Here is a 22,012-nt window from a genome sequence, read left to right on the forward strand (position 1 = left end):
CAGCATTTTATACATGGAGGCCAATCCTGCCAATCAACCTGCACGCTTTGGGCGGACACCTCATACAATAACAGAAATGACTCTGCCCAGGAGGGAACGGCAATGAAAGGAAAAAGGTACAATCCCTACACGCTACCGCGTTGGCTCCGGACCTGTCGCAACGTATGTGCACAGTTCGTCATACCGCTCTGCATCTTCCAGGGAATCCGGACGCTTTTTTTCCCGACCACTTTCGATGTCCTGCTGCTAGGGATATTAATCTTGTTGGCTTTTGCCATTCATTTTGAAATCATTTGATTCACTAACTGCTTGCAGATTGAGAGGCCTCAGCCTCTCCTCTTTGTTTTTCTATTTCCTCCACCCTCATGACGACATATTCTGTATTCTTAAGCTGCCAATAAAGCTTTTGGAATTTTTGTACGGCCCTTAGTTCGAATACGTTTCTTTCCTTGGCATGATACGACTGAGCTGACCTAATAATCGCGGAGGGGTACGCCATATAGCTCTTGAATAATAGTTTTTCATCTTCCCGAAGCGGAAAGTGCTTTTGATAAGTAGACAGCCATTCTACATGCTCCTCTACCTTACGCGGTCGAACCCTCAGTCTTTCTGCGAAAAAAGGCAAAAGGTCCCTAATTGGCGAACCATTGGTGGATCCTTCGAAATTAATAAAATAACCGTAGCCCCGTTCATCAAAGACGAAATGATCAAGTGATGACTTTCCATGAAGCATGACCATTCTCGCTTTCGTCAATTCTGCTGTATTCTCTTTCCAGTCATCAAGCTTTCGTCTCGAGTATCCCATTGCTTGGCGGATATCCTGATAATATTGGCAAAAAAGCATTTGGAACGGAGAAGGGTACCATTCATTCTCACATGATTCTATGAAGCCATCAAGGAATTCTTCATCTTTTTCCCATTGCTTTACAACTGCTTCATAATGTCGCTCCCGATCTTCCTTTCCGATATCCACTTCGGCTGCTGAAAGAGTATGAAGCCGTGCAAGTTCCCTGAAAAACTGCTGCGACTCATCGGACCTATTCGCTTTGTACCCATTTGGAAGCCACGGCATCAAATAATAGAGAGACCCTTTTTCAAGAATAGCGTACCTACCATCCGTTGCAGGATAAACAGGGACCATCCTGTTAAAGCCACGCTGAAAAAGGTATTGAACATTCCTTATAAATCCAGTACCTGTATTGGAATCAATTTTTTTCAATGCATATTGACCTGTCTTACTATAGACTTTATAGACCCGGCCATAGCTTTCCACAAAATCTGGTTGGATCCCGTACTGCCTAAGGACAGGGGCTGTTTCAGCCAGCATTTGCCGACCTTCCTGCATCTTTTTCACTTCCCCTTCCCATTCTGCTACTGCTGCTTTGGCGCCATTTCTGCCGGTATATACAGCACTTGGCCTTCCACAATATCTTGGTCAATAACAATATGGTTTGCCCGCAAAAGATGCTGTATAGACACCTCATACCGGTCTGCAAGTCCTTGAACAGTATCACCATGCTGAACAATGCATACTCTAATCTTTGCAATCTCTGCTTCTTCCTTCCTAGCAAGAAACTCAGCAATTGAAAGGCTTTTTTTCTTGGATTGTTTCTTTGCCGCCTCTTGCTGCACATCTTCTTCTGACGATGAAGAGCTTTCTTCCTCTTGCTTCCCCTTTTTTAAGTTAAGCATTTTTTCTTCTTGTTCTGGTTTTTTTTCTTTTTCCTCTTCTTCAGAACCAGTCTCTGGAGAATTCGCTAATGGAAGGGGGGGCTTTGTTTCCTTTTCACCAACGTCAGCTTTTTCGTTTTTCTTTTCTTCTTCCGCTGCCTGCTGCTCATCTGCAGGCTCCTGAATTTCCACTTTTTTTTCTTTTCTCTGCTCCAGGAGATTCAACTCTTCTTCTGCCATTTTCTCAGCATTGATGCACTCCTCTTCTTGCCTTGGCTCTTTCCTCGCCTCAGCAGAAAACGGGAGAGAAATTTGATTATCTTCTTGTAACTCTTCCGCTTCTTTCTGACCACCGTATATCCTTTCCTCAAGGGAAAAGAGGGAATGATGGCTATCGTGATATTCCTCAAGGGGGACAGGCTCCGGTATATCATCCAGCTCCTTGTTTTCATACTCAAAAACCGGTAAGTCTTCCTCTTCCCGGCTCCCGTCAATTTCAGAAGCCCCCTCGTATTCACCTGAGGGGATTACCTCCTCCCTTCCCCCATGCTGCTGGTCACCATACAAACCCGTAATAGATAAGTCAGCAGTGAGCGTAAGAAGATGTTTTTCAGGAATATCATAATCAAACGCTTCTACAACAATATTCAAGTCATAAATGTTTTCAATCCGATTTTTCGGAATCGTAATATCAACAGGAAAACGATGGGAGAATTCCATGTTATCTTCCACATTTCTCGCTACAGAATGAACGGTTTTGGGAGGAATATATAAATCATCCTCTTGTTGTTCTTGTTCTTCTTCTCCATCTGCGCATTTATATTCTCCGGTCAATTCTAGTGAACCGCGAATCGTCACATACTGGTCATTTTCCTGGATGGCAATGTCCGGATCTAGCGATATCGAGACAAGCTCCGCTACTTCCTGTCCTCTTTGGAACCATACGGATTCTTCAAGAGAAAACCTAAGGCATGATTGATGATTCCCCATAGACAAAGCGACTCCTCCTTTCATTCTTTCAGCATAAATCACTATGTCAATTACACTTTATGAAGAAGTGCAAATACTTATGATTTTTCTTTCATCCTTACCTAAAGAGAAAATGTCAGCCAGCTGGACGAAAACGAAAAAAAGGCACCTAACTGCCCGTTAATACGAGTTTTTAGGTACCTATGTCTAATTTGGGATTTTACTATTAAAAAATGAAGCAAATCCAAGATTCCCTTATTGAAATCACGTAAGCTGACGAAAAGCCCTTCTTGCTGCTTCTAGCGTTTTTTCGAGGTCATCTTGGGAGTGAGCAGCGGAAAGGAACATTCCTTCAAATTGGGAAGGAGGAAGAAAAACGCCCTGGTTAGCCATTTCCCTATAGTAGGAAGCGAAAAATTCAAGATTTGATGTCTTTGCTGTTTCGTAGTTGATAACCTTTTTTTCTGTAAAGAAAAATCCGATCATAGAGCCAGCACGGTTCACGCAAAGTGGAACTCCGTATTCTTTAGCAGCAGAAGTAAAGCCTTCCTCCAAAATATCTCCCATCTGCTTGAAGATTTTGTATGATTCTTCGGTAAGCTGGCTCAAGGTTTCGTATCCTGCCGTCATAGCTAACGGATTGCCCGATAAAGTCCCTGCTTGATAGATTGGACCACTTGGGGCAATATGCTCCATAATTTCTCTTTTTCCGCCATATGCTCCTACAGGAAGACCTCCGCCGATAACTTTTCCAAGGCATGTGATATCCGGCAGAATTTGATAGTAACCTTGTGCACAATTCAAATCGACACGGAAACCTGTCATCACTTCATCAAAAATCAAGAGAGAACCGTATTGTTTTGTAATATCACGCAAGCCTTCGAGAAAACCTGGAAGCGGCGGAACTACGCCCATATTCCCCGCTACCGGCTCCACAATAATGCAGGCGATATCTTCTCCGAACTGTTCAAAAGCATATTTTACACTTTCTAAATCGTTGTATGGTACTGTGACTGTATTTCTGGCAATACCTTCAGGAACTCCCGGGCTGTCTGGAAGACCCAATGTTGCCACTCCGGACCCTGCTTTAATCAGCAAGGAATCGCCGTGTCCATGGTAACAGCCTTCGAATTTCAGTATTTTATTCCGTCCAGTATACCCCCGGGCAAGCCGTAAGGCACTCATCGTCGCTTCCGTACCAGAGGAGACCATCCGAACCATTTCGATTGAAGGGACTCTGTCAATCACAAGCTGAGCCAGTTTATTTTCCATCAGAGTAGGCGCCCCAAAGCTAGTCCCCATCTCTGCTACCTTTTTAAGCGATTGAACTACTTTGTCATTGGAGTGTCCCAAAATCAGTGGACCCCATGAAAGGACATAATCAATATATTCGTTCCCGTCAATATCATAGATTTTTGAACCTTTCCCGCGTTCCATGAAAATCGGATCCATTCTTACCGACTTAAAGGCCCGGACAGGACTGTTTACGCCGCCTGGCAACAAGTCAACCGCTTCTTTGAAAGCTTCTCTGGATCGTTCGTATGATCGCATGCCTATCCCTCTTCTCTTATTTTTGGTTTCCTTTTATATCAGGATTGAAGCCAGCGAGCCGCATCTTTCGCATGGTAAGTGATAATCAGATCCGCACCAGCACGCTTCATCCCTGTCAGCATTTCCATTACGGTATTCTGCTCATCAACCCACCCATTTGCTGCTGCAGCTTTTACCATCGAATATTCACCGCTAACATTGTAGATGACGACAGGAAGCTGGAAGGAGTTCTTTACATCCCTGACAATATCAAGATATGGCATACCTGGCTTCACAATTAGGAAATCTGCACCTTCTTCGACATCTGATTGCGCCTCCCTAAGCGCTTCCAATCGATTTGCTGGGTCCATTTGATATGTTTTTCGGTCACCGAACTGCGGTGTGCTTTCCGCAGCTTCCCGAAAAGGTCCGTAAAAAGCCGAAGCATATTTCACGGCATAAGACATGATCGGAATATGGATAAATCCCGCTTCATCGAGACCTGATCTTATCGCCGCAACAAAGCCGTCCATCATATTGGATGGTGCAATGATATCAGCCCCTGCTTCAGCTTGTGCAACAGCGGCTTTCGCAAGCAACTCAAGCGAAGGGTCGTTTAAAATGTTCCCCTCTTCCACGACACCGCAATGTCCATGGCTTGTATATTCACACAAGCATGTATCGGCAATGACGATGATTTGAGGATAATTTTCCTTTATGTAACGAATTCCCTGCTGAACAATTCCATCATGGTGGAAAGCCTGTGAACCGCACTCATCTTTTTCATGTGGTATACCAAAGAGCAGAACGGACTTAATTCCTAGTTCTATCACTTCATCCATTTCCTTTTTCAATTCATCAATTGACAGTTGGAAAATGCCTGGCATGGAAGAGATTTCTTTCCTTACTTTTTCGCCTTCTGCGATGAAAATTGGATAGATCAAATCCTCTGTATGTAGATGATTTTCCCTCACAAGTTCCCTTATAGTCGCATGGTTCCGCAGGCGGCGATGGCGCGAAAATTTCAATTCCCTCATTGAATTCCCTCCTGTTGACAATTTTTCAAGTATGATTCGATACTGCTTAACATTCCATTAACAGTGTACGTTTCAGGGCAGACATGAACTTGCAGCCCATATTGTTCTGCCTTTTTCTTCGACACAGGACCAATCACAGCAACAATACAGTCTTTTATACTGTATTGAAGCTTGTTTTCCTCCACCACCTTCATGAAGTGGGTGATCGTAGAAGGGCTTGTGAAAGCAAGTATGTCAAGCTCATGCCTCTTCAGCACTTCGGCAAGTTTTCCTTTGCTATCATCCGGCATATATGTTTCATAAATAATTACTTCCTGTGCCAAAATCCCTTTTTTCCTTAATGAGTATGCAATATGTTCCCTTGCCAAATTCCCCTTTGGTATTAAGACTTTCATCCCAGGGGAGAGAAGAGAGAGAAACTCATGTACAAAGTCTTCCGCAACATATTTTCTTGGTACAAACGCTGTTTTTATCCCTTTTTGGGCAAGGGCAGCTTTCGTTTTCTCCCCTATCGCGGCTACTTTTGGGAGTGGTTTCGAATGGTCATAAAGCGCCCAAAAACATTCGACAGTTACATTGCTTGTAAAAACGATCCAGTCATAGCAATCTGCCTGATTAACAGCTGCAGCCGTCTCTTCCGCTGCTGGTACAGGCCTGAAGGCGATAAGGGGAATCTTAGCAGGAATCCCTCCAAGATTTCGGACAGCATCCGCAAACTGCCCACCATGACCCTTTCCTCTTGGAATCAATACCCTTTTACCCTGCAACGGAAGAGGTTGTGTCATTCTTTATCCAGCTCCTGCTTTACATGATCAATCAATGTTTTTGCGCCTGCAGCAGTCAGCTTTTCAGCAGCCAGGACTCCTAACGCTTCCGGATCCTTGCCAATAACAGTTTCCTGATAAATGACCTTTCCATCAGGTGAACCGACAAGAACAGAGAGTTCAAGCTCTTCTGACTTTTCTGCTTGCATTGCATATCCGGCTATCGGCACTTGGCAACCGCCTTCCATTCTATGAAGAAAGCTTCGTTCCGCCCTGACAGCCATAGCTGTCTTCTGGCAATTGAATTTTTCAAGCAAATCAAGGAGTTCTTGGTCTTCGCCTCGGCACTCAATCGACAGGGCACCTTGTCCTACCGCTGGAACACAAACCTCTGGTTCGATGAATTCTGTTACAGTTTCGTCTGCCCAGCCCATACGCTTTAAACCTGCTGCCGCGAGAATAATTGCATCGTATTCTCCTGATTCCAGTTTCCCGAGACGTGTATCAATGTTCCCTCTGATCCACTGAATTTTAAGATCCGGTCTTTTTGCCAGGATCTGGGCACTTCTGCGCAAACTGCTGGTACCCACAATAGCTCCTTCTTTTAGTTCCTCAAGACGAGAGCCGTCCTTGGAAATCAGAACATCGCGATGGTCTTCACGTTGAGGGATACAACCGATTACAAGTCCTTCCGGAAGGACTGCCGGCATATCCTTCATGCTATGGACAGCCATATCTATCTTCTTATCTAGCATCGCCTGCTCAATTTCCTTAACGAACAGTCCTTTGCCCCCAACTTTGGATAGAGTGACATCCAAAATCTTATCTCCTTTTGTCACAATCTCCTGCACTTCAAATTCAAATGGTGCTCCCAGCGCTTTTAGCTGGTTGATAACCCAATTTGTTTGCGTGAGCGCAAGTTTGCTTCGCCTAGAACCAACAATTATTTTTCGCATAGCTGCCTCCTAGTTCACGTATACCAGAAGTGGAATGATGATAATTTGCCAAAAAGAAAAAAATTGATCAGCACAATCAAAAAAGAAGCCGCATTCCACAATGCAAGGTTTTTGCCATATAACCCTCTGGCAACGTATAGATATAAGTAAATGCTATAAAAAGTAAGAACGACGAAGGATCCGATAATCTTCAGATCATACCATTCCATTCCGGGGACTTTAATCCATGCCCAGCGAAGGCCAAGAATAAGACCGAGCAAGAGCAACGGTACTCCAATGGCATTTAAATAATAAGATATCTTTTCCAATTTTGAAAGGTCGGAAATTCTCCAAAGCCTTTTTCCCCATTTCTTTCTTTTCAACGAATTGTACTGTACAAGATAAAGGAACGATGAGACAAAAGATAAGGAAAAGGCCCCGTACGAGAGAATTGCCATCGTTATATGAATAAGTAATAGCTCCGACACTAGTCTCTCGCTCATTACATCGGACGAGAAGTACCCTGGGGCAAACGTATGGATTGCCATGGTGATAAATCCAATGATGTTCGTAAAGAAAACGATGAAATCCACTTTTAAGAGCCCGTTAATGACAAGGGAAAGAGTAATGAGCACCCATGTGTAAAAATAGAGACCTTCAAAAAGCGACAAAACTGGGAACCTTCCAGTTTCCACTACATAGTAAACGAGAAAAAATGTTTGCAGTACCCATACAAATGCAAGTAACCAGAAAGCGGTCTTATTTGCTTTCCGGTCACTGTTAAGAAAATCAATAAAATAAAGAAGTACGCTGGCTGCGTATATAACAATGGTCAGCTCATGGAGCCGGGTTATTAATAGCTCTGACATACCACAACCCCTTACCGCTGAAAGGAAACTTGAGGTGATGCAGGAACAGCTCGTTTAGTTTCAGCAATCTTCGACTCCTTCTGTTCTGCAACCATTTCATCAATGTTGAAAATCTGGATGAAAAGATCCAGCGCCTCTCCACCATCAGGACGAGCAGCCAGTTCTTTCGCCTGAAGTATGGGGTCTTTTAACATTTGGTTAATAATGCTCTTCGTGTGCTTATTTAAAATCTTTATTTCCCGCTCGGTTAGGTTGGGAAGTTTGCGTTCAAGGCTCTCCATCGTCTCTTCCTGAATCGTAAGCGCTTTTGTCCGCAATGCCGAGATAACTGGAACGACACCAAGCGTATGAAGCCACTGCTTGAAAGCCACCATTTCCTCTTCAGCCATCAGCATGATTTTCTCGGCTGCTATCTTCCGCTCATTCAAGTTCTCCTCTACAATACCTTCAAGATCATCGATATCGTAAAGGAAAGCATTTTTACAATGAGAAATTTCAGGATCCAAGTCCCTTGGCACTGCAATATCAACAATGAACAGCGGCTTACCTTTACGCATTTTTTCTACAGAATCGATCATTTCCCTTGTGATGATATAACCTTCTGCTCCTGTGGAACTAATGAGGATATCACAATCCACAAGGGCACATTGAAGTTCTTTTATCGATTTGGCTTGGCCATGAAAACGGCTTGCCAAATCTTCGGCTTTTTTGAAAGTACGATTGATTACCGTCACTTTTTTCGCACCATTTGCATGAAGGTTCTGGATAGCAAGTTCCCCCATTTTGCCTGCACCTAGAACAAGAATATGCTTGCTATCAAGGGAACCGAATATCTTTCGGGCTAACTCTACAGCAGCATAGCTGACAGAAACAGCATTTGCTCCAATTTCAGTTTCTGAATGGGCACGCTTTGCAAGCGTGACAGCCTGCTTGAATAAATGATTAAATACAGTTCCGGTTGTACCTGATTCTTGGGCAAGCAGAAAGCTTGAGCGAACTTGTCCGAGAATTTGAGTTTCGCCAAGTATCATGCTGTTAAGCCCGCACGATACTTTAAAAAGATGCTCTACAGCTCCATCATGTTCGTAAATGAACAGAAAGGGAGAAAATTGATCTTGTTCCAATCCGAACCACTGCGCTAAAAATTCTTTAATATAATAACGGCCTGTATGCAGCTGATCGACTACTGCATAAATTTCGGTACGATTGCAAGTTGATAGGATGACATTTTCGAGTATGCTTTTCTTTTTTTGCAGTGAAACCATCGCTTCTGCTAAATTTGCAGTATTAAACGTCAGTTTCTCCCGAATTTCTACAGGGGCTGTTTGATAATTAAGTCCTACCACGATTACATGCATTTCTAATTGACCCCCAAAAAAAAATTCTCTGGCAAATTACGACCATGATATCACGCACCTTGAATGATATGTGAACATACTCACACTCTATTCTAGCTGCAAACAAGATTTGCAGGTGGTGCTTTTTTATAGTTAAATAAGTAGTGAAATGAATAATTTGGACAAATACTCCCATATGTACAGTATCAAAATATGTAAGCTAATTCAAGTATGCCTTACTGGAAGTGATTTAAATGAAAAAACAACAAATTTTCCCTGCCGCTATTTTCGTTGGGTTTGGACTTTATTTATTACTACAGCAAAAAGACGTACCATTCTTCAGCAGTTTTCAATCTTGGCCCTCGCTGTTAGCGATTGTCGGAATTGGATTTTTACTCCAAGGGTACAAAGGGAAAGATAGTGACGCAATCCTGCCTGGTACCATATTCCTCGGACTCGGAATCCATTTCGGACTTTCAGTGCGCATGGATGTGTGGCCAGATCACGCAGGCGCATTTCTACTCATTATTGCTTTAGGTTTTTTACTGCGCTATCAAAAAACAGGGACTGGCATGCCTAATGGTCTTTTATTTCTATTAATCAGCGCTCTTTTGTTATTCAAGGATAAAATACCTGCCATCATACCTGGGAGCAATGCCGCCTCTGTTATCGGGGAATTATGGCCAATCATTTTTATCGCAATTGGCGCATTGTTATTTATAACAGGGGGAAAAAAGTAACCGGCCCTTCCACTCCAATCAAATCGAAAAAAAATTCAGGTGATATTCATGCTTTGTAAAAACAATTCTTCTATGATATCAACTACAGAAAGTGAGTTTCGGCCAACTCTTTTCACAGGAATGTAAAAAGGATTCAGATTAGACATCCGAATCCTTTTTTGTTTATGAGCTGCTGGTTACCTTTTCATATAGTTAATAAGCGTGGACCATGCTTTATCTTTTCCCTCTCCCGTTTCCGAAGAAAAGAGAATGACCGGATCTTCCGGATCGATATTTAAGGTCTCTTTCGTGATTTTCAAATGCTTTTGCCACTTTGACTTTGGTATCTTATCTGCCTTTGTTGCGATAACGATGACAGGGATGTTGTAATGCTTAAGAAAATCATACATCATCACATCATCAGCACTCGGTGGATGCCTAAGGTCGACGATCTGCAGCACTGCTTTCAATGGCTCCCTGCTTGTGATGTAGGCCTCAATCATTTTGCCCCAAGCTTCCCGTTCCTTCTTTGAAACCTTCGCATACCCATAACCTGGGACATCAACAAAGTATAATTCTTCATTAATTAAGTAAAAATTTAATGTTTGCGTTTTACCAGGCTTGGACGATGTCCTTGCGAGGTTTTTTCGGTTCAGCATTTTGTTGATGAACGAGGATTTTCCTACATTCGATCTTCCAGCAAGAGCGAATTCCGGCAGGCCTCCCTCAGGATATTGATTGGGTCTGACTGCACTGATCACAATCTCCGCGTTGTTAACTTTCATCTATTATCTTTCTCCCTCATTTAGAGCATGCTCCAGGACTTCATCCACATGAGACACAGTTACAAACTGCAAATCTCTGCGGACGCTTTCTGGAATGTCGTCAATATCTTTCTCATTATCCTTAGGAAGGATAATTTTTTTCAGGCCAGCCCTGTGGGCGCTCAACGTCTTCTCCTTCAAGCCTCCGATTGGAAGTACGCGTCCTCTCAGAGTGATTTCACCGGTCATCCCAACCTCCCTGTGAATCGGCCTGTTCGTTAGAGCTGACACAAGCGCAGTGGCAATGGTGATTCCTGCAGATGGGCCATCCTTTGGTGTGGCTCCCTCCGGAACATGGATGTGTACATCGAGTTTCTCATGGAAATCTTCATCAATTCCAAGTTCCTTCGTTTTTGATCTGACATAGCTGAAAGCGGCTTGCGCAGACTCCTTCATTACGTCTCCAAGCTTTCCTGTCAGAACAAGCTTTCCTTTGCCGGGTGACAATGATACCTCTATTTGGAGAGTGTCACCGCCTACAGTCGTATATGCTAGGCCTGTCGCCACTCCTACCTGGTCTTCTAATTCTGCTTGTCCGTATCTGTATTTCTTTTTCCCTAGAAATTCTTCGATATTATTGTCGCTTACGATTACACGTTTTTTTGTTCCTGAAACGATAATCTTGGCTGTTTTCCTGCAGACGGATGCTAATTGACGTTCCAATGAACGGACCCCAGCCTCTCTTGTATAATAGCGGATGATCGTTTGGAATGCTTCATCCCTAATTTGCAGCTGAGATTTCGAGAGGCCATGCTCTTTAATTTGGCGCGGCAAAAGATGATTCTTGCCGATATTCAGTTTTTCGAGCTCGGTATATCCTGCAATTGTAATGATTTCCATCCTGTCCAGAAGCGGACCGGGTATTGTTCCCAAATTGTTCGCAGTTGCAATAAACATTACCTTGGATAAATCATAAGGTTCTTCAATATAATGGTCGCTAAAATTATGGTTTTGCTCAGGATCGAGCACTTCCAGCATCGCTGCAGAAGGATCGCCGCGGAAATCACTGGACATTTTATCTATTTCATCAAGAAGGAAAACCGGATTGACTGTTCCCGCCTTTTTCATCCCTTGGACAATCCTTCCCGGCATTGCTCCAACATATGTCCGTCTATGACCGCGTATTTCAGATTCATCCCTTACTCCGCCAAGCGATATTCGGACAAAGTTTCTGTTAAGCGACTTCGCAATAGATCTGGCTAGGCTAGTTTTCCCTACCCCAGGAGGTCCAGCAAGGCACAAAATAGGCCCTTTCAATGAGTTCGTCAACTGTTGGACTGCAAGATACTCCAACACTCGTTCTTTTACTTTTTCGAGACCATAATGATCAGCATTCAATATTTTTTCTGCTTTCCCGATATCAAGATCATCATCTGTAGCCTTTGTCCATGGAAGGGCAACAAGCCACTCGATATAATTACGGATCACGGCGCTTTCAGCAGAAGTGGAAGGCACTTTCTCATAGCGGTCCAGTTCTTTCATCGCTGTTTCCCTTACATGTTCAGGCATTCCGGAAAGCACTATTTTTTCTGTAAGTTCCTGGATTTCGCCAGTTTTCCCTTCTTTTTCTCCAAGTTCTTTTTGAATCGCTTTTAGCTGCTCTCTTAAATAGTACTCCTTCTGGGTCCTTTCCATAGAGCGCTTTACCCTTTGACCGATTTTCTTCTCAAGATGAAGGACTTCTTTTTCATTATGGATGATTTCAATTATTTTGTTCAAACGCTCTTTTAAGTCAAGCGTTTCAAGGATTTCCTGCTTTTCCTTGAGTTTCAGCGGCAAGTGGGAAGCGACAATGTCAGCCATCCTTCCCGGCTCTTCAATATCAGTAACAGTCGCATACGTTTCTGTCGTCACTTTTTTTGATAATTTTATGTATTGCTCAAAGTACTCAAGCATGGTTCTCATCAATGCTTCGTCTTCTACATCCTTTGTTTCTCGGTCCTCATGGGTTCGAAGGGATGCGGAGTAATTCTCCTCATCTTCGTAAAACTCGATGATCTCTGCACGTTTCAGCCCTTCCACAAGCACACGGATGGTACCGTTTGGCAGTTTCAACATTTGTTTCACTTTCGTAAGAGTTCCCATCGTGTATAGGTCTTCTTCTGCAGGTTCATCTATGGAAATGTCTTTTTGGGTCGTCAGGAAGATTAGGTGATTCTCCACCATTGCTTTCTCTAATGCCTGTACGGATTTTTCACGGCCTACATCCAAATGAAGCACCATAGTCGGATAGACCAAAAGTCCTCGCAGAGGAAGCAGTGGAACCGTTAGCTCATTTTCAATTGACATGCACTTGCACCTCCACATGCATATATTGCTTACTTTGTTCAATTCTATCGCATTTATCCTTTAGTGTCTAATTCAAACGGCCACCGTGTCCCACCGCTTGAAATAAGCGAAAACGTCCCGGTATCGGGACGTTCTTATCTATACACTTTCTTTTTTGGGCTGGCCAGAAGCCGCTGAAATGATTTTATCTTTTTCCTGCTTCTCCCTAACAAGTGCAAGATCCAAAACTTCATCGAGATGTGTAACCGGTACGATTTCTATCCCTTTAATTTCCTGCAGGATTGTCTGCTCGTTTTCCTTAGGAATAATCACTCTTTTTGCCCCAGCTTTCAATGCAGCTTTGACTTTTGGATAGACGCCGCCGATTGGCTTTACATTGCCATGGATACTAATTTCTCCAGTCATGGCTACAGTATTATCTGTTGGGATTTTATAGATCGCGGAGTAAATGCCTATTGCCATCGCAACTCCCGCGGAAGGTCCGTCAATTGGAATGCCGCCGGGAAAATTCACATGAATATCGAATTCATCTGCAGGGACTCCCATTGATCGCAGAACAGTAATCACATTCTCAATAGAGCCCCTCGCCATACTCTTTCTTCTGATCGATTTCCCCTGACCGCCAATGCTTTCTTCTTCTACAATACCGGTTATATTAATACTTCCTTTTTCTTTCGCTGGAATGACCGTGACTTCAATTTCCAAAAGAGCACCGGAATTTGGCCCATGTACTGCAAGGCCATTAACAAGCCCAATAGCCGAAGCCTCATTGATTTTTCCTTCTATCCGCGGTGTAAGCTGGCTGGAGTGGACCACCCATTCTATTTCATCCTGCTTGATATAATCCCGCTCATCCGAAATAGCCAGTCCTGCTGCAATTTGAACCATATTTACTGCTTCACGCCCATTTCGAGCATAGGAAGATAGGGTTTCGATTGCCTCATTGCTTATAGAAAGATTCACTTTGTCAGCAGCATTCTTGGCTACCTTGGATATTTCCTCTGACGTTAATTCACGGAAGAAGACTTCCATACACCTTGACCTTATAGCAGGAGGAATTTCACTTGGCGTCCTGGTTGTTGCCCCGACCAAACGGAAATCGGCTGGAAGGCCGTTTTTAAAGATATCATGAATATGGCTTGGAATTTGCGTATTTTCCTCACTATAATACGCACTTTCAAGAAAAACTTTCCTATCCTCGAGTACCTTTAACAGCTTGTTCATTTGGATGGAATGAAGCTCACCGATTTCATCGATGAAAAGCACCCCTCCATGCGCATTCGTTACTGCCCCTTGTTTTGGCTGCGGGATACCAGCCTGTCCCATCGCTCCTGCTCCCTGATAGATAGGATCATGTACCGAACCTATGAGCGGATCCGCTATCCCTCTTTCATCAAATCTTGCAGTTGTTGCATCCAATTCAATAAATACTGCGTTATCCTTAAAAGGGGATTTAGGGTTGTGCTTGGCTTCCTCTAAGACAAGCCTCGCAGCCGCCGTTTTACCAACTCCGGGAGGTCCATAGATAATGACATGCTGCGGATTTGGTCCGCATAATGCAGCTTTCAGAGCCTTAATTCCGTCCTCCTGCCCGACAATATCCTTAAAACTGGATGGCCGAACCTTTTCCGAAAGCGGCTCGCTGAGTGAAACTGATCTCATTTTTTTGAGCTGTTCCATTTCCTTTCTTGATTCCCTGTCTATTGAAACCTTTTGCGTCCGTTGATTTTTTAACAGGCTCCAGAAATACAGCCCGATTATGATTCCGAAAAACAGCTGTACAAATAAGGCTATTCCCGTCCAACTCAATGGCTTTCCCTCCTGCCAATTTACTTTTTTCCTATAGAGTAGTATCCCCTTCACCTAGTTGGAATAAACAGCAAAGGCAGCAAATTTGAAATCAGAGAGTAAAGCAAAAGCGACCGCGGCAAAAAAAGCCGCAGTCGCTTTGCGAAACACTATTATTAAGCTGATGTTTTTCTCTCTTCTTTTACAACAGTACCATCTTGAAGGACAAGCTTAGGGGCAATATTTTTTTCGACCGTATCGGCAGTGATAATGCATTTCACAATATCATCACGTGAAGGTAGGTCATACATGACATCAAGCATGATGCCTTCAATAATGGAACGGAGTCCACGAGCTCCTGTTTTCCGTTCGATTGCATGCTTAGCGATTTCATGCAGTGCGCCTTCTTCAAACTCAAGCTCTACATTGTCTAGTTCAAGCATCTTTTGATACTGTTTAACAAGCGCATTCTTAGGCTTTGTAAGGATTTCCACTAAGGCTTCTTCATCAAGCATGGAAAGGCTGGCAATCACCGGAAGCCTTCCGATGAACTCTGGAATCAACCCAAAACGCAGTAAATCTTCAGGAAGCACCTTTGACAAGAGTTCTTTCTGGCTGATATCCTGTTGTTTGCTGTCAGAGCCAAACCCGATCACTTTCTGGCCAAGGCGCCGTTTAATGATCGTTTCGATGCCGTCAAACGCACCGCCGCAAATGAAAAGGATATTTGTTGTATCGATTTGGATAAATTCTTGATGAGGATGCTTTCTGCCTCCCTGTGGCGGGACACTCGCAACGGTTCCTTCAAGAATCTTCAGAAGGGCTTGCTGTACGCCTTCCCCTGATACATCTCTTGTAATCGAAGGGTTTTCAGATTTTCTGGCAATTTTATCAATCTCATCAATATAGATAATTCCTTTTTCGGCTTTCTCCACATCATAATCCGCAGACTGGATAAGTTTAAGCAGGATGTTTTCAACATCTTCCCCAACATAGCCTGCTTCAGTAAGAGATGTCGCATCAGCGATAGCAAAAGGCACATTCAGGATTCGCGCAAGCGTCTGGGCAAGCAGCGTTTTACCGCTTCCTGTCGGTCCAATCATTGCAATATTACTCTTCGAAAGCTCTACTTCGTCAATCTTACTGTTGGAATTGATGCGTTTATAATGGTTGTAAACAGCAACGGAAAGATTTTTTTTCGCTTGATCTTGACCAATAACATATTCATCGAGGATGTTTCGAATTTCCCTTGGTTTCGGAACATCTTTAAATTCTACTTCTTCCTCGGTACCCAACTCTTCTTCTACAATTTCGGTGCACAATTCAATACATTCATCACAAATATATACACCTGGTCCTGCAACAAGCTTCCGAACTTGGTCCTGGGTCTTGCCGCAGAATGAACATTTCAATTGTCCCTTTTCATCATTAAATTTGAACATATATTTCACCCCTCGAGAGACTTCTAAGCGATATATGAAGCTGCAAATCAGTAGGCAGACAAACCGTTATTCTTATAGGTAAAAAGCGTACGGTGTAACAGGTATGTATTGCATTGTATCACATTCTGGCAAAGAACAGGAAATAATAACACTTGCTTTTTAAAAGTTTTGTGCTGCATGATTCGCAAAAGATTTATGTACCCATTCAGCTTAACCACATTTGTTGAAATTAAATCCCCTTACCGTATATTACAACATTCAGCGGCATAAATTCCTTTTAAAACAGACGGCTTGCTCATATGTATAAATTGTACAAAACAAGGCACGAATATATCGCGCCTTGTTTTGTATTAGCGGTTTATCTATATTATGCTACAGTTTTGCTGTTTTCAACAAGAAACTCAACTGCTTTGCGAAGTTTCAGGTCTGATTTCAATCCTTCAAGGCTGCCTAGAGCTGTTTTAATATTGTCAATTGGCATATTGTATGTTTCTGCCATCTTTTCAAGTTCTGCATTAACATCCTCTTCAGAAACTTCCATTCCTTCTGCAGCAGCGATAGCTTCAAGCGTAAGGTTGGAACGAACACGGATTGCTGCTTCTTCTTTCATTTGGCCACGCAACGCGCTCTCGTCTTGACCTGAGAATTGGAAATAGAGTTCAAGGTTCATTCCTTGCATTTGAAGACGCTGTTCAAACTCGCCCACCATACGATCGATTTCGTTATCTACCATTACTTCTGGAACATCGATTTCCGCATTGGAAGCAGCTTTTTCAACTACAGTATTTTGGATGTGGTGCTCTTTTTGGTGTTCCTTGTCAGCAGCAAGGCGGTTTTTAATTTTTTCTTTCAATGCATCTAAAGTTTCTACTTCTTCGTCTGCATCTTTTGCAAATTCATCGTCAAGTTCAGGAAGTTGCTTTTCTTTGATTTCGTGAAGCTTGATTTTGAATACTGCAGGTTTACCAGCTAGTTCAGCAGCATGATACTCTTCTGGGAAAGATACTTCGATATCCTTTTCTTCTCCTGCTGCAAGCCCTACTACTTGTTCTTCAAAACCTGGAATGAAAGATCCAGATCCGATTTCCAATGAATAGTTTTCAGCTTTTCCGCCTTCAAACGCTTCTCCATCAACGAAACCTTCGAAATCGATGACTACTGTATCACCATTTTCTACTTTGCCATCTTCTTTGATAACTAGTTCCGCATTGCGTTCTTGAAGGGATTTCAATTCAGCTTCCACTTCTTCATCTGTAACTGCTGTTTCGAATGCTTCTACTTCAAGGCCTTTGTATTCGCCAAGCTTTACTTCTGGCTTAACAGTAACAGTTGCTTTCACAATCATGCTTTGGCCTTTTTCGATTTGTTCTACATCGATTTCAGGGCGATCTACCGGCTCGATTCCAGTTTCTTCAATTGCGCTTGCATAAGCTTCCGGTAGCAGAATGTCAACTGCATCCTGGTAAAGTGCTTCTACACCAAAGCGCTTTTCGAAAAGTGTCCGTGGCATTTTGCCTTTACGGAAACCCGGTACATTAATGCTTTTTACAACTTTCTTGAATGCAGCGTCAAGACCTTCATTAACTTTTTGCGCTTCAACTTCAATTGTGAGAACCCCTTTGTTCCCTTCAAGTTTTTCCCATTTCGCAGACATATTGTTCCCTCCAACATCTATTCTCATGTTCATTCACGATGAATATGCCTTGTCAATCAAGCAATATTCCAGATCAAAAGTAGATAGAATGATTTTTTGCATAATACAACCACTACATTATAACACAGGTTCATTTTCTTTCAACAGCCTGTACTTCTATTTAAGAGAAGAAATTTCTTCTGCACTTTGGATATGTGCCATTGCCGCAGCCGCCTCTTTCAAATCCACACAATATAGCGACGCATAATGCTCCAACCCTCTATCATCTCCATGATAGGTCTCTCCAAGATAATGGCATCCAGCAGCCCACGCTGCGGGAGGTAGAGCATCCGGTATGAACGGATAAAAGAGAAAGAAACAGCTCTCTGCCAAACTTCTTATTGCTGAAAAAAGAACAGGATTTTTACTTTCCGTCTTTTCAGCGAGAAGCCCAACAACCTCTGTCAAAGTACTTGTACTTCTGGGATCTGGCAGCTTCTCCGGGATGCGCGAACATGACATCCCAAATTTCTCTATGACAACTTCCTCAGCGTATTCCTGCTCACGAAGAATATTCAATAACACTGTTTTAATAAAGGCACTTGTGGAAGGGTTAGTGAGAAACGACTTTATTTCCAGCACATAAGGGCGGACATTCACAGTTGAGAGTCTAGCAACTATTTGTAAGAGTACAGCACTGTCCACTTCGCCTTCTAATCCGAGTCCTTTTTCTTTCCAATCCTGTTCCTCTGATTTATCCGTTTTTTCGTCTTCAACTATTTCTATCCTCTTCCTTGAAAAATCAAGCAGGCGAGAAAAATGCTCCCGTTTATTTACAGGGACTTCCTGTTCCTCGAAGAGCGCATCAAGCACCCTTACCACCTCTATATACTCGTTCATCTGCACAAGAATCATAATATAAAGGTCGAGCGTTTCGATATAATCTCCGATGCCGCCATTTAGCATTTCATAAGCCAGACGCTTTGCTTCTATAACATTGCCGCTTTCGTAATATGCCATGACGAGCCCAATATAGATATCGCCGTTATCCGGGTCTAACTCTCTAGCTTGCTCCAAAAGTGCTGCAGCTTCGCTATAGTTTTTCTCTTGAAGGCAATAAAGTCCTTTTTCCATCAGTCTCTCTTTAAGGCCTGGAATTGGAATGACTTTTTTCCCAACTTTCTTTTTCATTTAAAAACACCCTTCATTCCATCTGATGAAGTTAGTTTAGCACGAAAGGACAAAAACGCAAAAACTTGCTGGTGTACTCTTTTTGCTATTTTACAATCTTTCACAATCAGTTTATATTCTGTAAATGTTTTTTCTCTACTATATTATATTGAATAACAAGGAGGTTAAAGAATGAAAGAGTCCAACGAAGGAAAGCAAAAATTTGATAGACGCAAGTTTTTCAAAAAAACGGGAAAAGGAGTGGGGCTCGCAATAGGTGTCTCTCTTTTCCAACCTTGGCAAGAAACATCCGCCTCTGCCGAATCAAAGAAAATGCGTTATCCATTCACGCTTGGAGTTGCATCAGGAGACCCATTGGAAGATGGTGTTGTTCTTTGGACAAGATTGGCTCCTGATCCGCTTAACGGAGGCGGAATGGATCCCCACCCTTTTCCTGTGCAGTGGGAAGTAGCGCTTGACCAAAGCTTCAGAAAAGTTGTAGAACGGGGAACAGAGCTTTCCAAACCGCAATTAGGTCATTCCGTACATGTGGAAGTCAGCGGGCTTCAGCCGTTTACAAGGTACTACTACCGCTTCAAGGCAGGACCTGAAATCAGTCCTGTGGGCCGAACGAAAACTGCACCTTCTATTGGTACCCCTGTGGACCGAGTTAGATTCGCCTTTGCTTCCTGCCAAAATTGGCCGACAGGATACTATACTGCCTATCATCATATGGCAAAAGACAATCTTGACCTCGTTATTCATCTTGGAGATTATATTTATGAAGGAAAACATAATGCAAACGGAGTTCGACCAATTGACAAGGAATATCCAGAAATATATACGATAGATGATTACAGAAACCGCTATGCGCTGTATAAATTAGACAGTGATCTGCAAGCAGCACATGCCAGCTTTCCATGGATGGTCGTTATGGATGATCATGAAGTGGATAATAACTGGGCGGGAGACATCCCTCAAGATCCTCACAAACAGCCTATAGAGGAATTTTTAAAAAGAAGGGCACTAGCCTTCCAGGCATATTATGAACATATGCCGCTACGCCGTAGTTCCTTCCCACACGGAAGCAGCATGAACATTTATCGCCGCTTAACATATGGAAACCTGCTAGATTTTAATTTGCTTGATACAAGGCAGTATAGAGATGATCAAGCAAATGGGGACGGCTGGAAGAGTCCAACTCCTGATTCAACAGATCCGTCCAGGACGCTCCTTGGCGCCAGCCAGGAACAATGGCTGCTAGACGGACTTAAGCATTCAAAAGCAAAATGGAGAGTCCTCGCACAACAAGTTTTCTTCTCAAAAAGAGACGGTAATATTGGTCCAGACAAGGAAAGCTACAGCATGGATGCATGGGACGGTTATCCTGGGGCAAGACAACGCGTGATAGATTTCCTTGTTAAGCATGACATTAAAAACACAGTAGTACTCACAGGGGATGTCCATACTAGCTGGGCCAGTGAAGTGAAAGAGGACTTCAACAATCCTGCTTCTAAGAATGTTGCGGTTGAATTCGTTGGAACTTCCATCACTTCTGGCGGCGATGGCTCAGATGTGAACAGCAATACCGGTCAAATATTGCAGGAAAATCCTCACTTGAAATTTTTCAGCAACCGCCGCGGCTTTGTACGGTGCATTGTGGACGAACATAAATGGCAAACCGACTTCATGGCTCTCCCTTACGTCACGAAACCAGGTGCTCCTATCGTTCCTAAAGCATCATTCATTGTCGAAGATGGGAAGGCTGAACTGAAGCAAATAGCAGGAAAAGAACTGGTGCTTGTACCGTAAACAAAGCTGCTTCCTGTTTTTCAGGAAGCAGCTTTGTTGTGTTCCTGTTTCAGTAGAGCAATCCTGTTGATTGGAGTGGAAGGCGCGAAGACTCCTGCGGGACGGGGACCCGGGAATCTGGGGATCTAGGGATTTGGGACCAGGGGACCAGGGAATCTGGGGACGCACAAGCGCCAAGGGAAGCTTTACCGCTTGCCTCGTGGAGGGCGCAGCTTCTCGAGAGGAAATTAACAGCCTTATCATAAGGCTTGAAGCCTCACAAACGAAAATCGCCTCCAAACTCCTTAAAAATAGTCATTTTCTTTGATTTTTTGAGGATAAAAGGAGCATTTTCGAGGATGGTACAGTACTTTTTGAAAAAGAGAGGCTCTGTAACCGATTACACTTCTGAATTAGCTCCAGTTGAAAATTGCTTCAATCGGGATATCTACGGTAACCGTCCATTTATCTACGGTAATGTCCCATATATCTACGGTTCCTCCCCAGATATCTACGGTAAATAACAAAATATCAACAGTAGGTTCCACCCCACTTCCAGTTTATCTTTCATGTAAATCAAAAAAAAGATCCAGCCATCCTTTGGTTTGATCAAATTCAATAAAGCTGCTTCCTGTTTTTCAGGAAGCAGCATTGTTATCTCACGCTTTCATACTGTCTAATGCTGCTTTCATATTGCAGCGTGAGAGAAATTTCATCATACCCATTCATTAGCATCATCCGCCAATGCGGGTGAATCTCAAAAGCAAACAGTTTGCCGCTTTCATCGCTGACTGTCATATCCTCCAATGATACTGTTAAACTATGTTTCTCTCCTTTTGTATGCTGCAAGAGGTTTTCCACATGCTCTTTAGACGTAACAATTGGCAGTATGCCGTTCTTCAGGCAGTTTTGATAAAAAATATCGGCGAAGGATGGTGCGATGATCACTCGGAATCCATAATCCAGCAATGCCCATGGTGCATGTTCCCTTGATGAACCGCATCCAAAGTTCTCATTTGCGATCAGAATGGTCGCATCTGCGTTTTCTGGAAAATTCAGTTCGAATTCCGGGTTGAGGCTGCCATCCTTGTAAAATCTCCAATCATAAAATAAAAAACTGCCAAAACCCGTCTTTTCCACTCTTTTCAAAAACTGCTTGGGGATAATTTGATCCATATCTACGTTCATCCTGTCCATCCCGGCAGTTTTTCCAGTATAAACAGTGATTCCAGCCAATAAGTCCA

The 22,012-nt window shown here is 43.1% G+C and carries 19 protein-coding genes; 3 read left to right on the plus strand and 16 right to left on the minus strand.

Annotation, left to right across the window (positions count from 1 at the left end; genetic code table 11):
* Nucleotides 1–102 precede the first annotated feature (102 nt).
* A complete protein-coding gene (locus BQ5796_RS18430; protein WP_071460278.1) occupies nucleotides 103–297 on the plus strand; it encodes a hypothetical protein in 195 nt (64 codons plus the stop codon).
* 4 nt (nucleotides 298–301) lie between these two features.
* Here the strand turns inward: BQ5796_RS18430 and ysxE are convergent, their stop codons facing one another.
* The 8 genes from ysxE to hemA all read right to left on the minus strand — a co-directional run bounded on the left by ysxE (nucleotide 302) and on the right by hemA (nucleotide 9,133).
* Nucleotides 302–1,345: a spore coat protein YsxE gene (ysxE, locus tag BQ5796_RS11000; protein ID WP_071460279.1), complete on the minus strand. Its 1,044-nt coding sequence runs from the start codon at nucleotides 1,343–1,345 to the stop codon at nucleotides 302–304.
* Nucleotides 1,346–1,371: 26 nt separating this feature from the next.
* A complete protein-coding gene (locus BQ5796_RS11005; RefSeq protein ID WP_234969383.1) occupies nucleotides 1,372–2,661 on the minus strand; it encodes a LysM peptidoglycan-binding domain-containing protein in 1,290 nt (429 codons plus the stop codon).
* Between the two features lie 243 nt (nucleotides 2,662–2,904).
* Complete coding sequence (gene hemL / locus BQ5796_RS11010; protein ID WP_071460281.1) at nucleotides 2,905–4,191, minus strand: glutamate-1-semialdehyde 2,1-aminomutase; 1,287 nt, start codon at nucleotides 4,189–4,191, stop codon at nucleotides 2,905–2,907.
* A 38-nt stretch (nucleotides 4,192–4,229) separates the two neighbouring features.
* Nucleotides 4,230–5,207: a porphobilinogen synthase gene (gene hemB / locus BQ5796_RS11015; RefSeq protein ID WP_071460282.1), complete on the minus strand. Its 978-nt coding sequence runs from the start codon at nucleotides 5,205–5,207 to the stop codon at nucleotides 4,230–4,232.
* Entirely contained in the window at nucleotides 5,204–5,992 is a 789-nt protein-coding gene (locus BQ5796_RS11020; protein WP_071460283.1) for a uroporphyrinogen-III synthase, read from the minus strand. The genes hemB and BQ5796_RS11020 overlap by 4 nt, the downstream gene beginning before the upstream one ends.
* Nucleotides 5,989–6,927: a hydroxymethylbilane synthase gene (hemC, locus tag BQ5796_RS11025; RefSeq protein WP_071460284.1), complete on the minus strand. Its 939-nt coding sequence runs from the start codon at nucleotides 6,925–6,927 to the stop codon at nucleotides 5,989–5,991. Before hemC ends, BQ5796_RS11020 begins: the two co-directional genes overlap by 4 nt.
* A 14-nt stretch (nucleotides 6,928–6,941) precedes the next feature.
* Nucleotides 6,942–7,775, minus strand: a complete 834-nt coding sequence (locus tag BQ5796_RS11030; RefSeq protein ID WP_071460285.1) for a cytochrome C assembly family protein — start codon at nucleotides 7,773–7,775, stop codon at nucleotides 6,942–6,944.
* Nucleotides 7,776–7,786: 11 nt separating this feature from the next.
* A complete protein-coding gene (gene hemA, locus BQ5796_RS11035; RefSeq protein WP_071460286.1) occupies nucleotides 7,787–9,133 on the minus strand; it encodes a glutamyl-tRNA reductase in 1,347 nt (448 codons plus the stop codon).
* A gap of 233 nt (nucleotides 9,134–9,366) precedes the next feature.
* On the opposite strand from hemA, the gene BQ5796_RS11040 reads away from it, so the two are divergent.
* Nucleotides 9,367–9,852 carry a LiaI-LiaF-like domain-containing protein gene (locus BQ5796_RS11040; protein WP_071460287.1) on the plus strand — a complete coding sequence of 162 codons (486 nt, stop codon included), beginning with the start codon at nucleotides 9,367–9,369 and terminating at the stop codon, nucleotides 9,850–9,852.
* A 176-nt stretch (nucleotides 9,853–10,028) separates the two neighbouring features.
* Here BQ5796_RS11040 and yihA read toward each other — a convergent pair whose 3' ends face one another.
* The 6 genes from yihA to BQ5796_RS11070 all read right to left on the minus strand — a co-directional run bounded on the left by yihA (nucleotide 10,029) and on the right by BQ5796_RS11070 (nucleotide 18,998).
* Nucleotides 10,029–10,616, minus strand: a complete 588-nt coding sequence (yihA, locus tag BQ5796_RS11045) for a ribosome biogenesis GTP-binding protein YihA/YsxC (RefSeq protein ID WP_071460288.1) — start codon at nucleotides 10,614–10,616, stop codon at nucleotides 10,029–10,031.
* A 3-nt stretch (nucleotides 10,617–10,619) separates the two neighbouring features.
* Nucleotides 10,620–12,944 carry an endopeptidase La gene (lon, locus tag BQ5796_RS11050; protein WP_071460289.1) on the minus strand — a complete coding sequence of 775 codons (2,325 nt, stop codon included), beginning with the start codon at nucleotides 12,942–12,944 and terminating at the stop codon, nucleotides 10,620–10,622.
* A 138-nt stretch (nucleotides 12,945–13,082) separates the two neighbouring features.
* Nucleotides 13,083–14,753 carry an ATP-dependent protease LonB gene (lonB, locus tag BQ5796_RS11055; protein WP_071460290.1) on the minus strand — a complete coding sequence of 557 codons (1,671 nt, stop codon included), beginning with the start codon at nucleotides 14,751–14,753 and terminating at the stop codon, nucleotides 13,083–13,085.
* A gap of 155 nt (nucleotides 14,754–14,908) precedes the next feature.
* Nucleotides 14,909–16,174, minus strand: coding sequence for an ATP-dependent protease ATP-binding subunit ClpX (gene clpX, locus BQ5796_RS11060; RefSeq protein WP_071460291.1), 1,266 nt, complete (start codon nucleotides 16,172–16,174; stop codon nucleotides 14,909–14,911).
* A 367-nt stretch (nucleotides 16,175–16,541) separates the two neighbouring features.
* Nucleotides 16,542–17,828: a trigger factor gene (tig, locus tag BQ5796_RS11065; protein ID WP_071460292.1), complete on the minus strand. Its 1,287-nt coding sequence runs from the start codon at nucleotides 17,826–17,828 to the stop codon at nucleotides 16,542–16,544.
* A gap of 156 nt (nucleotides 17,829–17,984) precedes the next feature.
* Complete coding sequence (locus tag BQ5796_RS11070) at nucleotides 17,985–18,998, minus strand: tetratricopeptide repeat protein (RefSeq protein ID WP_071460293.1); 1,014 nt, start codon at nucleotides 18,996–18,998, stop codon at nucleotides 17,985–17,987.
* A gap of 171 nt (nucleotides 18,999–19,169) precedes the next feature.
* Between BQ5796_RS11070 and BQ5796_RS11075 the strand changes: the two genes are divergently transcribed.
* Nucleotides 19,170–20,789, plus strand: a complete 1,620-nt coding sequence (locus BQ5796_RS11075; RefSeq protein ID WP_071460294.1) for an alkaline phosphatase D family protein — start codon at nucleotides 19,170–19,172, stop codon at nucleotides 20,787–20,789.
* A 392-nt stretch (nucleotides 20,790–21,181) separates the two neighbouring features.
* Here BQ5796_RS11075 and BQ5796_RS18680 read toward each other — a convergent pair whose 3' ends face one another.
* On the minus strand, nucleotides 21,182–21,316 hold the full coding sequence (locus tag BQ5796_RS18680; RefSeq protein WP_282956860.1) for a hypothetical protein: 135 nt from the start codon (nucleotides 21,314–21,316) through the stop codon (nucleotides 21,182–21,184).
* Nucleotides 21,317–21,422: 106 nt separating this feature from the next.
* Nucleotides 21,423–22,004, minus strand: coding sequence for a 3-isopropylmalate dehydratase small subunit (leuD, locus tag BQ5796_RS11080; RefSeq protein ID WP_074033955.1), 582 nt, complete (start codon nucleotides 22,002–22,004; stop codon nucleotides 21,423–21,425).
* Between the last annotated feature and the right edge of the window lie 8 nt (nucleotides 22,005–22,012).

The organism is Bacillus massilinigeriensis (genome assembly GCF_900111815.1).
GTDB classification, from domain to species: domain Bacteria; phylum Bacillota; class Bacilli; order Bacillales; family Cytobacillaceae; genus Mesobacillus_C; species Mesobacillus_C mediterraneensis.

Bases quoted from the DNA above. Each gene is read 5' to 3' on its own strand.
- hemC (WP_071460284.1), bottom strand. From the start codon at position 6,927: ATGCGAAAAATAATTGTTGGTTCTAGGCGAAGCAAACTTGCGCTCACG.
- BQ5796_RS11075 (WP_071460294.1), top strand. From the start codon at position 19,170: ATGAAAGAGTCCAACGAAGGAAAGCAAAAATTTGATAGACGCAAGTTT.
- hemA (WP_071460286.1), bottom strand. From the start codon at position 9,133: ATGCATGTAATCGTGGTAGGACTTAATTATCAAACAGCCCCTGTAGAA.
- hemB (WP_071460282.1), bottom strand. From the start codon at position 5,207: ATGAGGGAATTGAAATTTTCGCGCCATCGCCGCCTGCGGAACCATGCG.
- yihA (WP_071460288.1), bottom strand. From the start codon at position 10,616: ATGAAAGTTAACAACGCGGAGATTGTGATCAGTGCAGTCAGACCCAAT.
- hemL (WP_071460281.1), bottom strand. From the start codon at position 4,191: ATGCGATCATACGAACGATCCAGAGAAGCTTTCAAAGAAGCGGTTGAC.
- BQ5796_RS11070 (WP_071460293.1), bottom strand. From the start codon at position 18,998: ATGAAAAAGAAAGTTGGGAAAAAAGTCATTCCAATTCCAGGCCTTAAA.
- BQ5796_RS18430 (WP_071460278.1), top strand. From the start codon at position 103: ATGAAAGGAAAAAGGTACAATCCCTACACGCTACCGCGTTGGCTCCGG.
- BQ5796_RS11005 (WP_234969383.1), bottom strand. From the start codon at position 2,661: ATGGGGAATCATCAATCATGCCTTAGGTTTTCTCTTGAAGAATCCGTA.
- tig (WP_071460292.1), bottom strand. From the start codon at position 17,828: ATGTCTGCGAAATGGGAAAAACTTGAAGGGAACAAAGGGGTTCTCACA.
- BQ5796_RS11020 (WP_071460283.1), bottom strand. From the start codon at position 5,992: ATGACACAACCTCTTCCGTTGCAGGGTAAAAGGGTATTGATTCCAAGA.
- BQ5796_RS11040 (WP_071460287.1), top strand. From the start codon at position 9,367: ATGAAAAAACAACAAATTTTCCCTGCCGCTATTTTCGTTGGGTTTGGA.
- BQ5796_RS11030 (WP_071460285.1), bottom strand. From the start codon at position 7,775: ATGTCAGAGCTATTAATAACCCGGCTCCATGAGCTGACCATTGTTATA.
- ysxE (WP_071460279.1), bottom strand. From the start codon at position 1,345: ATGCAGGAAGGTCGGCAAATGCTGGCTGAAACAGCCCCTGTCCTTAGG.
- lon (WP_071460289.1), bottom strand. From the start codon at position 12,944: ATGTCAATTGAAAATGAGCTAACGGTTCCACTGCTTCCTCTGCGAGGA.
- clpX (WP_071460291.1), bottom strand. From the start codon at position 16,174: ATGTTCAAATTTAATGATGAAAAGGGACAATTGAAATGTTCATTCTGC.